Source organism: Mycolicibacterium sp. 624 (assembly GCF_040548615.1).
Taxonomy (GTDB): Bacteria; Actinomycetota; Actinomycetes; order Mycobacteriales; family Mycobacteriaceae; genus Mycobacterium.
Genome location: NZ_JBEPRZ010000007.1, coordinates 275,165 through 286,914 on the forward strand (window position 1 = coordinate 275,165; position 11,750 = coordinate 286,914).

The window sequence follows — 11,750 nt, forward strand, 5'->3', positions numbered from 1 at the left end:
ACCGCGCCCCGACTCCGGTAGGTTCGTCAGCATGAGTCGACTGTCGGCAACTGTCCGCAAGCGCTTCACGGTCGGCTTCGCGGCCATTCTCGTGGCGGCGATGGTGACACCCAGCGCCAACGCGGCCCCGCCCGCGGTCCCGGCAGGGGGCTACGGCTTCGGGGACGGTGCCCAGATGACATGGCTGGGCTCTGCCGACGTCAACCGTGAACTCGATGCGGTCGCCAAGACCTCCGCAACCTGGCTTCGCGTCCTGATCCCGTGGACCAAGATCGAGACAGCCAAGGGGCGCTACGACTGGGGTCAGACCGACCTGGTGATCAACGCCGCAGCGGCGCGGGGGCTCAAGGTCCTCGGCGTCATCGCCTTCTCGCCGGACTGGGCCCGCCCGGGCGGGTCGTACTTCACCGCGCCGCCCAATGACGTCGCCGATTACGCCGACTTCTCGACGGCTGTCGTCAACCGGTACGGCGGGAAGGTGTCGAGCTGGCAGCTCTGGAACGAACCGAACCTGCCGCTGTTCTTCGGCTTCACCCCGCACAACGCGCCGCGCTACACCGAACTGGTGAAGGCCGCGTATCCGGCGATCAAGGCCGCACAGCCCAACAGCACCGTCGTCCTGGCCGGGCTCAGCAGACTCCCCGGTGACGAGTCTCCACCGGCGTTCATGGAGAAGATGTACGCGGCAGGGGCCAAGGGCAGCTTCGACGCCGCCGCGGCCCACCCCTACGTCTTTCCCTCGGGTCTGGCCGCCAACCCGGAGAACGGGTTCTCCGACCTCGCGGCGATGCACGACGTGATGGCCGCCAACGGCGACGGCGGCAAGCGGATCTGGATCACCGAGATGGGCGCCCCGACGAGTGAGGACTCCGACGGCGTCAGCCAGGAAGAACAGGCCAAGCAGATCACCGACGTGCTGTCCGCGGTCGCCGCAACGTCCTACAGCGGTCCGGCGTTCATCTACAGCATCCGAGACACCGACACGGCCAACCGTGGCGACCGCGAATCCAACTTCGGCGCGCTCCTGACGTCGGACTGGCAGCCGAAGGTCACGGCCGGCGTTCTGGCCCGCTGAGTCGACGACGCGACACGCGCTGGGTCCACGCCTATTCGGGCCGCTACCCTCAACGCCGTGAGTGGTGAATTGGTGGCCTTCGCGTGAGCGATGAAATGGTGGCTGTCGCGTGAGCGATGAAATGGTGGCTGTCGCGTGAGCGATGAAATGGTGGCTGTCGCGTGAGCGACGAGATAGTGGTGGTGACGGTGACGTACTCGCCGGGCTCGCACCTCGATCGGTTCCTCGCGACGCTGTCGCATGCCACCGACCGTCCCGTCACCGTCGTGATGGCCGACAACGGGTCCACCGACGGTGCGCCGGAGGCGGCCCTCGAGCGCTACCCCAACGTTTCACTCCTGCGGACCGGCGCGAACCTCGGCTACGGCGGCGCGGTGAACAGGGCCGTCGACTCCTATCTGCGCGATCCGTCCTACTCGGGCGACGCCGAGTTCTTCGTGGTGGCCAATCCCGACGTCCAGTGGGGCCCGCACAGCATCGACGAGATGCTCGAGGCCGCCGCCAGGTGGCCACAGGCCGGCGCACTCGGACCGCTTATCCGTGACCCCGACGGCACGGTCTATCCATCGGCGCGCCACCAGCCGAGCCTGATCCGCGGAGGCATGCACGCCGTCGTCGGTCCGTTCTGGAAGCGCAACCCGTGGACTGCCGCGTACCGCCAGGAAAGACACGAGCCCAGCGAACGCACTGTCGGCTGGCTGTCGGGATCGTGCCTTTTGCTACGGCGGGCCGCCTACGATCAGGTGCAGGGCTTCGACGAGCGCTACTTCATGTACATGGAGGACGTCGACCTGGGAGATCGTCTCGCCGCGGCGGGTTGGTCGAACGTCTACGTACCGTCGGCGGAGATATTGCACGACAAGGGACATGCGACCGGACGCGACCCGGCCCGCAACTTGGCTGCCCATCACACCAGCACCTACACTTTCCTGGCCGATCGGCACCCGGGTTGGTGGCAGGCGCCGTTGCGATGGAGCATCCGGTCGGCGCTCGCCGTGCGAGCGGGTCTGGTGGTCCGCAACTCTCGGCGCAAACTGGCGAAAGGACTGCGTTGACCGTGGCAACTCCCGTAGATCCCGCACAGACGGACGCCGTCATCCTGGTCGGAGGGCAGGGCACCCGCCTTCGGCCGCTGACGCTTTCGGCGCCCAAGCCCATGCTTCCCACGGCAGGTCTGCCGTTCTTGACCCATCTGCTGAGCCGTATCGCCGCGGCGGGCGTCAAGCACGTCGTGCTCGGGACGTCGTACAAGGCCGAGGTGTTCGAGGCCGAGTTCGGCGACGGATCGGCCCTGGGCCTGGACATCGACTACGTCTTCGAGGAGGACCCGCGCGGTACTGGCGGTGGCATCGCGAACGTGGCACCGAAGTTGCGCTACGACACCGTGCTGGTGTTCAACGGCGACGTACTGTCCGGAGCCGATCTGAACGCGTTGCTGGCCAGCCACCACGAACGCAAGGCTGACGTGACGCTGCATCTGGTTCGCGTCGGTGATCCACGCGCATTCGGTTGTGTGCCAACCGATACCGATGGCGTGGTGACCGCGTTCCTGGAGAAGACGCAGGATCCGCCCACCGATCAGATCAACGCCGGCTGCTATGTCTTCCGACGCGAGGTGATCGACCGGATTCCCACCGGGCGGTCGGTGTCGGTCGAGCGCGAGGTGTTCCCTGCGCTGCTGGCCGACGGTCTCAAGGTCTGCGGCTACGTCGACGCCACCTACTGGCGCGATATGGGTACCCCGGAGGACTTCGTCCGCGGTTCGGCTGATCTGGTGCGCGGTATCGCGCCGTCACCCGCGCTCAACGGACACCGCGGCGAGGAGCTGGTGCACGAGGGTGCGGCCGTCGGCCCCGGCGCCCTTCTCATCGGCGGGACGGTCGTCGGGCGCGGAGCGGAGATCGGCCCCGGGGCCCGCCTGGACGGTGCGGTGATCTTCGACGGTGCCCGCATCGAGGCCGGCTCCGTCATTGAGCGCTCCATCATCGGGTTCGGCGCCCGCATCGGGCCGCGCGCCCTGATCCGGGACGGCGTCATCGGCGACGGCGCCAACATCGGTGCGCGCTGCGAATTGCTGCGTGGTGCGCGGGTGTGGCCGGGAGTCACCATTCCCGACGGTGGCATTCGCTACTCGACGGACGTCTGAGATCGCACGTCGCGGCGTGCGGCGGCGACCAATTGGGTCAGGCCGTAGTCCGATCCCTCGGGTAACGCGTCCAGACTCCACCACCGCAGGTCCAGTGACTCGTCGCTGCGCGTGATCTCTGCGCCTTGCGGCGCATGGACGACGAACTGCATGTCGAGGTGGCGGGTCGGCACGCCAAGCGAACAGGTCAACGCGTGCACGTGCATCGCGGTGGGCATCGCCTCGATGGTCAGCCCCGCTATCCCGGACTCCTCGGTCGCCTCCCGCAGTGCGGCGGCGGCGATATCGGGATCGCCGTCCTCGCAGTGCCCGCCGAGCTGCACCCAGCGGCCGAGTCGGGGGTGAAGCGTCAGCAGGGTGCGGCTGGCGGTGTGGTCGAGCACGAGGGCCGAGGCCGTGATGTGTCCCGGTTCGCACGACCGCAGGCAGGCATCGGGACGCGCGAGGACGAACGCCATGATGGCGTGCCGCAGCGAGTCCTGTGCCGGATCGGCTGGGGACCAACGGCTCAGCGTGTCGACCACCGACCCGTGCAGGCTCATCGGATTACCAGCAGGCCGTCGGTGGGGACCGGTGACCGCGGTGTGGTCGGCTCGGCGGGGTGGCCGATCGCGATGGCACCCAAGGGCTCCCAGTCGTCGGGGACCTCGAGTTCGGCGCGCACCAGGTCCGCGGCGAATATCGTTGACCCGATCCAGCAGCTGCCCAGGTCTCGGACGGCGAGCGCAACCAGCAGGGCCTGCACCGCCGCACCGACCGCGACCGTGAACATGGTGTGCTCGGCGGCGGTCCGTTCGGCGTCGGGGTAGTCGTGAGCACCGTCGGGCACCATGAACGGTATGACGAGTTCGGGTGCGTCATAGAGGATCTGGCCACGTGCGACGCGACGCTCCACGGCGTCCGTGGGTCGGCCGTCGCCGCTCAGGTCGGCGCGCCACTTCTGGCTCATCCTGTCCAGCAGGCGGTGGCGCCTCTCGGTGTCACGGACCCACACGAACCGTACGGGCCGGGTGTGGTGCGGGGCAGGTGCGGTCAGCGCCTCGCCGATGGCGGCCTCGATGGTGGCTTCATCGACCGGCTCGGCGGCGAAGCTGCGCACCGACCGGCGCATCAGCTGCGCCTGTGTGCGGCCCAGCGCCAGTGCCTCCTCGGTACCGAGCCAGAACAGGTCCTCCTCGCCGGCGCGCACCAGCGTGCGGCCGTTGGACCCGTCGTCGGCCGGGTTCAGTCCGCGGACCACCGCCACCGGGATCGCGGTCAGCTTGCCCTTGACCAGATCGGCGGCGGCGGCGATCTCGTCGGCGACAGCGACCTCGGTCACCACGAGTTCATTTCCGTGCGCGTCGCGGGCGCCGGCATAGCCATGCAGCACCGCCAGCCCCGCCGCGCCGATCGCCACGTCGGTCTGGCCGTTGCGCCAGGCGCGTCCCATGGTGTCGGTGATCACGATGCCCACTGTGACGTTGAGCATGTCGCGCAACCGGTCTCGTAGGGTCGCGGCGCTGCCGTCGGGATCGGTTGGCAGCAGCGCAAGTTCGCGTGCGTCGACATTGGACCCGTCGACTCCGGCGGCGGCCTGTACCAGACCGATCGCGTTCTCGGTGATCAACGTCTTGCCCTTGCGTGCCAGCACGCGCACCGCTTCGGCGTCGATCAGCCTGCGCCGCAGAGCATCGCGCTCCTCGGGGTCGGTCGGCGCGGGGACGATCCTGCCCTCACTCTTCGACAGCACCTTGCTGGTGACCACCACCACGTCGGCATCGCGCAGCCACGGCGCCGCGCCTGCTATCGCCGCCGCCACGTCGTCGCCGGGCCGGAATTCGGGAAGCCCCGTGATGGGCAGGATCTCGACGGCCCCGGCCGTGCCGTGATCGACGGTCACCGCTCGTCCATCGAGATGCCGGCCAGCTCGAGACCGCTGCGCACCATCTCGGCGGTCACGCCGGGTTCGGTCATCAACAGCGGTATGGATCGCACGTCGACGCCCTCCACCGTCGCGTTATCGCCCTCGTCGATCAGCCAGCCATCCAGGATCCCGGTGCCGCTGCGTGCACCGAAGTGCGCGCCGACGGCCTCCGAGCTGGTCTCGACGTCGATCACCGAGAGGCATTCGTCGGCCATGCCGCGCAGGGCGCGACCTGCGACGATGGGGGAGTAGCCGATGACAGGCGCGGCGGTGGAGCGCAGCGCGCCACGGATACCGGGCACGGCCAGGATGGCACCGATACTGACCACCGGATTGGACGGCGCGATCATCACCACGTCCGCCTCGGCGATGGCCTCGAGCACGCCGGGAGCGGCCGCCGCCTTGTCCGCGCCAACGAACGCGAAGCCGTGCGTGGGTATCTGCGCGCGGTAGCGCACCCACCACTCCTGAAAGTGGATGGCGCGTCTGCCGCCGTCGGCGTCTTCGGGATCCGTTACGACCACGTGGGTTTCACTGCGGTCATCGCTGGCGGGCAAAAGGCGGGCGCCGGGCTGCCAGCGCGCGCACAATGCCTCGGTGACTTGCGAGAGCGGATAACCCGCGCGCAGCATCTGGCTACGAACCAGGTGCGTTGCCAGATCGCGATCGCCGAGTCCGAACCAGTCGGGCTGCACACCGTAGGCCGCCAGTTCCTCCTTGGCGTTCCACGTCTCGTCGCGGTGGCCCCAACCCCGTTCCGGGTCGATGCCGCCACCCAGGGTGTACATGCACGTGTCCAGGTCGGGGCATATGCGCACGCCGTGCATCCAGGCGTCGTCTCCGACGTTCACCACCGCCGTGAGGACGTGCTCGGCGGACTCGTCAGAGGATTGCTCAACGGGTGGTGAGCTACTGAACTGGCCGAGCCCCAGCAAATGTTGAACCCCCAACAGGAAGCGCGCGCCACCCACCCCGCCGACCAGAACCGTCACCTTCACATCGACCGACACTAGGCGTTGACGCCTCTTGGCCGCCTCCCGCGGGGGGTATGTGACCGACACGCCGGATTACCGACGCGCCGAACTTTGGTCACAGGATGATATGAATTCCTGTCCTGGCGCTTGACCAGCGCAGCTAACTCGGTGTCTAATCACATCAGTGTCATTTCGCGGTTGGCCGGCCGGTTCCGGTGTCGCAGACCGAGATTCGATCACTTGTTCGAATTGATTTGGCCGCACTTGCAGGGGGTGGGGCTCCAATGAGCGATCTACGAGACCAGGTGAGGAGGCGAGAAATGTCTTATGAGCGCGTCGATTTCGACAGCAGCATTCGTTTTGACAGTCGGATGCTCGGCTCAGTAGGCAACGAACCGCACACCAATACGGGACCGGCCCAGCACGTGATACCGGGTCGTCCCCAGTTGAGTTTGGTGCCGGAGCGGATGGATGCCGAACGGTCGACCATCGAAGACGAGGAATGGCAAGAACGCGCCTTGTGCGCGCAGACGGACCCCGAGGCGTTCTTCCCCGAGAAGGGCGGCTCGACCCGTGAGGCCAAGCGCATCTGCCAGGGATGCGAGGTCAAGGACGAGTGCCTTGAGTCCGCACTGGCCAATGACGAGCGTTTCGGCATCTGGGGCGGGCTGTCCGAGCGCGAGCGCCGTCGCCTCAAGCGCGGCATCATCTGAGTTTTGAGCCCGCGAGGGCTCACCTCGGAAATGACGCTGTCGGCGCGATCGCTCATCGCGCTTCAGCGGCTCAGTCGTCGTCGATCGTCGGGTCAATGATCGACGGTTCGACTCCCAGGTAGGTGGCTACCTGCGCCACCAACACTTCATGCAACAAATCGGCGAGATCGTCGGTGTCCTTGGCTCGCCGCTCAATCGGCTTGCGGAACACCACGATTCGTGCTCGTGTCGCATTTCCCCGCGTGTCCACGCCCGCCGGGATCAACCGGGCCAACGCGATGGGGCCGTCGGCGATCACCTCGGGTGGCCACTGCACGCTCTCGGGATCCCGCGGTGAGATCCGCGGAATCTCATCGACCGCGACGTCAAGGGTCGACACCCGCTCGGTCCACCGGCGCTCGATGGGCTCGTACGCCTCCAGGACCGCCATGTCGAATCGTTCGGCCCGGCTGCGCCAGCCCGGCACCGTGGCGGGCAACAGTGGTCCGCGCATCTCCCTACGGCGGCGCGGCCCCAAACGACTGGACTCGGCCATTGGTCGATCGTAACGGTTGGAGATCGGCCGACCCCTGGCGCGCGTGTCCGTCTGCTCGCGACGGCGTCCCGCGATAGCCTCTGCTTCGTGAACGTTCCCCGTCGCTGCTGCAGGCCTGGGTGCCCGCACTATGCCGTGGCGACGCTGACCTTCGTCTACTCGGACTCGACTGCGGTCGTCGGACCCCTCGCCACCGTTTCCGAGCCGCACTCCTGGGATCTGTGCGTCGTCCACGCCGGCCGCATCACGGCGCCGGTTGGATGGGAGCTGGTTCGGCACGCAAGCCCGTTACCCGCGCACAGCGACGACGATGACCTCGTCGCGCTCGCCGACGCGGTACGGGAGGGGCGCGACGGCGGCCTTCAGGTCAACGGTGTCGTGGCCGGATTCTCCGACCCGACCACCGGGGTCCAGGGCGGTGCGCTGATGGCGCCCCCGGCCCAGCGCCCGGAGCAGAACGGCCGCAGGCGCGGCCACCTCCGCGTGCTGCCCGACCCCGCGGACTAGTTTTCGGCGGGGTCGGAGCGAAGCGACCCGGGATCGATTTCGGCAAACGGATTCGCAGCGGCCCGGTGTGACCGGCAGCACCAGACTTCGCTAGCCGATAGGCTGACCCCAGGTGCATTCCCGCGAGGGGATGCGGAGACCGTTACGGGAATCAAGGAGCTCTATGTCTCGGCCCGCTGCGGCTGTAAACCGTGTGATCAAGGCCTACGACGTGCGCGGGCTGGTCGGCGAGGAGATCGACGAGCAGTTCGTGTTCGACGTCGGCGGCGCGTTCGCCCGGCTGGTGCGTGACGAGTCCGCTCCGGGTGCGCGCCAGGTCGTGATCGGCTACGACATGCGGTCGAGTTCGCCCTCGCTGGCGACCGCGTTCGCCGAGGGTGTGGTCGCCCAGGGTCTCGACGTGGTCAGGATCGGGCTCGCCTCCACCGACCAGCTCTACTTCGCGTCGGGCCTGCTCGACTGTCCGGGCGCCATGTTCACCGCGAGCCACAACCCGGCCGCCTACAACGGCATCAAGCTGTGCCGCGCCGGCGCGAAGCCGGTCGGCAAGGACACCGGGCTGACGACCATCAGCGATGAGGTCATCAACGGCGTGCCCGCCGCGGACGGTGCTGCGGGCACCATCTCAGATCGCGACGTACTGGCCGAGTACGCCGACTTCCTGCGTTCACTGGTGAACATCGAGAGCGGCAGGCCGTTGCGGGTGGCCGTCGACGCCGGTAACGGCATGGGCGGTCACACCACCCCGGCGGTCCTCGGCACCATTCCCGGGATCACCCTGCTGCCGTTGTTCTTCGAACTCGACGGCACGTTCCCCAACCACGAGGCGAATCCGCTCGACCCCGCGAACCTGGTCGACCTGCAGGCGCACGTGCTGGCGACCGGAGCCGATATCGGGCTGGCATTCGACGGCGACGCCGACCGCTGCTTCGTCGTCGACGAACTGGGCCAACCGGTGTCGCCGTCGGCGGTGACCGCACTGGTGGCCGGCCGCGAACTGGGCCGCGAGATCGGCGCCACCGTCATCCACAACCTGATCACGTCGCGGGCGGTGCCCGAGCTGATCGTCGAACGCGGTGGCACAGCCGTGCGTTCGCGCGTCGGTCACTCCTACATCAAGGGGTTGATGGCCGAGACCGGCGCGATCTTCGGCGGCGAGCACTCCGCGCACTACTACTTCCGTGACTTCTGGGGTGCGGACTCCGGCATGCTCGCGGCGCTACATGTGCTGGCCGCGCTCGGCGAACAGGATCGGCCGCTGTCCCAGATCATGGCCGACTATCAGCGCTACGAGGCATCCGGCGAGATCAACTTCACCGTGTCGGATGCCGCCGCACGCGTGGACGCGGTCCTGCAGTCCTACGCGGGCAACATCGTCGCCATCGACCACCTCGATGGCGTCACCGTCGATCTCGGCGAGGGCAGTTGGTTCAACCTGCGGACGTCCAACACCGAACCGCTGCTGCGGCTCAACGTGGAGGCGCGCACCACCGCCGAGGTCGACCAGATCGTCGCGCACGTGGGTGCGCAGATCTCGGCGACGCCGGGTCCGGGCGGGTCCACCCCGTGAATGCGGACTCGCGTTCGCGCGCGGCCGGCATTGACCTCGACGACGTCGACGGCCTGATCGACGCCGACCGCGACGGTCTGCTTCGTGCCGCCGCCATGGCAGGTGCCCAGATGCGGGCGACCGCGGCGGCGCTCGAGGAGGGCGTGTTCGAACCGCTGCGGTCCGGGCAGCCGCCGCGCACCGTGATCTGGGTGGCCAGCCACGGCGCCGCGGAGTCAGCGGGAGAGATCCTGGCGGCTGTACTCGGCGGCTCCACGGCCGCGCCGATCGTCATCGCCCCCGAGGTGCCACCGTGGATCGGGGCGCTCGACGTACTGGTGGTGGCCGGTGACGACGCCGCCGACCCGGCACTGGTCGCCGCGGCCGCCACAGGTGTCCGGCGCGGGGCGAGGGTTCTGGTCGTCGCACCCGAGGAGGGCCCGCTGCGCGATGTCGCGGCCGGTCGGGCGGTGTTGCTGCCGCCGCGGCTGCGGGTTCCCGACGACTTCGGTCTGGCCCGCTACCTGGCCGCGGGGTTGGTCGTCCTGGACGTCGTCGACCCGGGCATGAAGGTCGATGTCGCGGCGCTGGCCGACGAACTCGACGCCGAGGCGCTGCGCAACAGCGTCAGCCGCGAGGTGTTCACCAACCCCGCCAAGACCCTGGCGGACCGGATGTCCGATGGCACCGTCGTGCTGGCCGGCCATGACGCGTCCACGCTGGCTCTGGCCCGCCACATCAGTGCGGTGCTGCTGCGGGTGGCGCATCTGCCCGTCGCGTCGGTGAGCCTGTCCGACGTCATGGTCGTCCTGCACGCCGGGGTGACCGGCGGCGCCAACTACGAGACCTCCCTGTTTCACGATGAGGAGATCGACGGCCCGCTGCCGGCTCGGGTCCGCACCATCGTGTTGACCACCGACGGGGACCGGCCCGGCATAATGACAAGGCTGGGTGGTTTCGACGACGCGACCACGATCAGCGCCGAGGACATCGGGGATGTCGCGGCGCCGCCGCCGAGCGGACGTACCGAACAGCAGTTGGCGATGTTGGCAGTGCGGCTCGAGATGGCGGCCGCATACCTGAGACTTGTTCGAGGTTAGGCGAGTGGACCTGCTACGTGGCGCGGTGCGGACCTATGCGTGGGGTTCGCGCACCGCGATTGCCGATTTCACTGGAAGGCCAAGCCCGACAGCGCATCCCGAGGCTGAACTGTGGCTGGGCGCGCATCCGGCGGATCCGGCCTACCTCGACGGCGATGGCACCGAGCACTCGCTGCTGGACGTGATCAGCGCCGACCCGGAGGGGGAGCTGGGGGCCGCCACCCGGCAGCGCTTCGGCGACGCGCTGCCGTTCCTGGCCAAGGTGCTGGCCGCCGACGAACCACTGTCCCTGCAGGCCCACCCGAGTGCGGATCAGGCCGCGGAGGGATTCGCTCGCGAGGATCGTCTCAACCTCCCGATCAACGCACCCAACCGCAACTACCGCGACCGCAGCCACAAGCCCGAGCTGATCGTGGCGATCGGGCAGTTCGAGGCGTTGGCCGGGTTCCGGCCGGCCGCGGGCAGCGCCGAACTCATGGCTGCGTTGGACGTCCCCGAACTCGACCCGTACATCGGCCTGCTGCTGGGGCAGGCGGATGCCGATGGCCTGCGCACGCTGTTCACCACCTGGATCACCGCGCCCCAGCCCGATCTGGACGTGCTGGTGCCCGTGGTGCTCGATGGAGCGATCAACTACCTCCGTTCCGGCCAGACCACGTACGAGGCCGAGGCGAAGACGGTGCTGGAACTGGGGGAGCGCTACCCCGGTGACGCGGGCGTGCTGGCCTCGATGCTGCTGAACCGGATCAGCCTCGCGCCGGGTGAGGGCATGTACCTGCCCGCGGGCAATCTGCACGCCTACCTGCACGGCATGGGCTTTGAGGTTATGGCGAACTCCGACAACGTCCTTCGCGGCGGCCTGACGCCCAAGCACGTGGATGTGCCCGAGCTGTTGCGGGTGCTTGACTTCACCCCGACCACGGAGTCGTTGATCGTCCCGCGCGAGATCGGCGACGGCCTCGAACTCGTCTATGACACACCGGCACCGGAGTTCGCCGTTTCGGTGCTGAGCGTGGACGGCGACCACCTGGGCCACCAGGTCGACGCGCCGTCCCGGCACGACGGACCGCAGGTGCTGTTGTGCATCGAGGGATCGGTTGCCGTGCATGCGAAGTCGAACATCCTGACCCTGGACCGGGGTTCCTCCGCGTGGGTGGCCGCTGACGACGGGCCGATCCGACTGGTTGCCGAACGGCCCAGCAGATTGTTTCGGGTCACCGTCGGCGTCTAGCGCGCAACCCGTTT

General features: G+C 68.4%; 12 protein-coding genes. 8 read left to right on the forward strand and 4 right to left on the reverse strand.

Annotated features, from left to right (window positions below; translation table 11 throughout):
- The first annotated feature begins 31 nt into the window (after positions 1–31).
- The 3 genes from ABIA65_RS26105 to manB all read left to right on the forward strand — a co-directional run bounded on the left by ABIA65_RS26105 (position 32) and on the right by manB (position 3,221).
- The gene (locus ABIA65_RS26105; protein WP_354525361.1) at positions 32–1,075 is read left to right on the forward strand and encodes a cellulase family glycosylhydrolase; all 1,044 of its coding nucleotides are present in this window, start codon (positions 32–34) and stop codon (positions 1,073–1,075) included.
- A gap of 161 nt (positions 1,076–1,236) precedes the next feature.
- The gene (locus ABIA65_RS26110) at positions 1,237–2,130 is read left to right on the forward strand and encodes a glycosyltransferase family 2 protein (protein ID WP_241400455.1); all 894 of its coding nucleotides are present in this window, start codon (positions 1,237–1,239) and stop codon (positions 2,128–2,130) included.
- A gap of 2 nt (positions 2,131–2,132) precedes the next feature.
- Positions 2,133–3,221 carry a mannose-1-phosphate guanylyltransferase ManB gene (gene manB, locus ABIA65_RS26115; RefSeq protein ID WP_241400454.1) on the forward strand — a complete coding sequence of 363 codons (1,089 nt, stop codon included), beginning with the start codon at positions 2,133–2,135 and terminating at the stop codon, positions 3,219–3,221.
- Here manB and ABIA65_RS26120 read toward each other — a convergent pair.
- The 3 genes from ABIA65_RS26120 to cofD are packed head-to-tail and all read right to left on the reverse strand — an operon-like array spanning position 3,203 to position 6,125.
- Entirely contained in the window at positions 3,203–3,763 is a 561-nt protein-coding gene (locus ABIA65_RS26120) for an NUDIX hydrolase (RefSeq protein ID WP_241400453.1), read from the reverse strand. The genes manB and ABIA65_RS26120 overlap by 19 nt on opposite strands.
- On the reverse strand, positions 3,760–5,103 hold the full coding sequence (locus tag ABIA65_RS26125) for a coenzyme F420-0:L-glutamate ligase (protein ID WP_354525362.1): 1,344 nt from the start codon (positions 5,101–5,103) through the stop codon (positions 3,760–3,762). Before ABIA65_RS26125 ends, ABIA65_RS26120 begins: the two co-directional genes overlap by 4 nt.
- Positions 5,100–6,125 (reverse strand): 2-phospho-L-lactate transferase, encoded by a 1,026-nt coding sequence (gene cofD / locus ABIA65_RS26130; RefSeq protein ID WP_241400451.1) that lies wholly within the window; start codon positions 6,123–6,125, stop codon positions 5,100–5,102. The genes ABIA65_RS26125 and cofD overlap by 4 nt, the downstream gene beginning before the upstream one ends.
- A gap of 443 nt (positions 6,126–6,568) precedes the next feature.
- Here cofD and ABIA65_RS26135 point away from each other — a divergent pair, with 443 nt between their 5' ends.
- A complete protein-coding gene (locus ABIA65_RS26135) occupies positions 6,569–6,814 on the forward strand; it encodes a WhiB family transcriptional regulator (protein ID WP_241405792.1) in 246 nt (81 codons plus the stop codon).
- Positions 6,815–6,884: 70 nt separating this feature from the next.
- Here ABIA65_RS26135 and ABIA65_RS26140 read toward each other — a convergent pair whose 3' ends face one another.
- On the reverse strand, positions 6,885–7,307 hold the full coding sequence (locus ABIA65_RS26140) for a metallopeptidase family protein (RefSeq protein ID WP_241405791.1): 423 nt from the start codon (positions 7,305–7,307) through the stop codon (positions 6,885–6,887).
- 129 nt (positions 7,308–7,436) lie between these two features.
- Between ABIA65_RS26140 and ABIA65_RS26145 the strand changes: the two genes are divergently transcribed.
- The 4 genes from ABIA65_RS26145 (at position 7,437) to manA (ending at position 11,736) form a co-directional block, all read left to right on the forward strand.
- A complete protein-coding gene (locus tag ABIA65_RS26145) occupies positions 7,437–7,856 on the forward strand; it encodes a DUF3499 domain-containing protein (protein WP_241400450.1) in 420 nt (139 codons plus the stop codon).
- Positions 7,857–8,019: 163 nt separating this feature from the next.
- Positions 8,020–9,426, forward strand: coding sequence for a phosphomannomutase/phosphoglucomutase (locus ABIA65_RS26150; RefSeq protein ID WP_354525363.1), 1,407 nt, complete (start codon positions 8,020–8,022; stop codon positions 9,424–9,426).
- The gene (locus tag ABIA65_RS26155) at positions 9,423–10,505 is read left to right on the forward strand and encodes a TobH protein (protein ID WP_354525364.1); all 1,083 of its coding nucleotides are present in this window, start codon (positions 9,423–9,425) and stop codon (positions 10,503–10,505) included. Before ABIA65_RS26150 ends, ABIA65_RS26155 begins: the two co-directional genes overlap by 4 nt.
- A gap of 4 nt (positions 10,506–10,509) precedes the next feature.
- Complete coding sequence (gene manA / locus ABIA65_RS26160) at positions 10,510–11,736, forward strand: mannose-6-phosphate isomerase, class I (protein ID WP_354525365.1); 1,227 nt, start codon at positions 10,510–10,512, stop codon at positions 11,734–11,736.
- The last annotated feature ends 14 nt before the right edge of the window (positions 11,737–11,750 follow it).

Excerpts from the sequence above, each read along its gene's own strand:
- ABIA65_RS26105 (WP_354525361.1), top strand. The coding sequence starts at position 32 with ATGAGTCGACTGTCGGCAACTGTCCGCAAGCGCTTCACGGTCGGCTTC.
- ABIA65_RS26135 (WP_241405792.1), top strand. The coding sequence starts at position 6,569 with ATGGATGCCGAACGGTCGACCATCGAAGACGAGGAATGGCAAGAACGC.
- ABIA65_RS26140 (WP_241405791.1), bottom strand. The coding sequence starts at position 7,307 with ATGCGCGGACCACTGTTGCCCGCCACGGTGCCGGGCTGGCGCAGCCGG.
- ABIA65_RS26150 (WP_354525363.1), top strand. The coding sequence starts at position 8,020 with ATGTCTCGGCCCGCTGCGGCTGTAAACCGTGTGATCAAGGCCTACGAC.
- ABIA65_RS26120 (WP_241400453.1), bottom strand. The coding sequence starts at position 3,763 with ATGAGCCTGCACGGGTCGGTGGTCGACACGCTGAGCCGTTGGTCCCCA.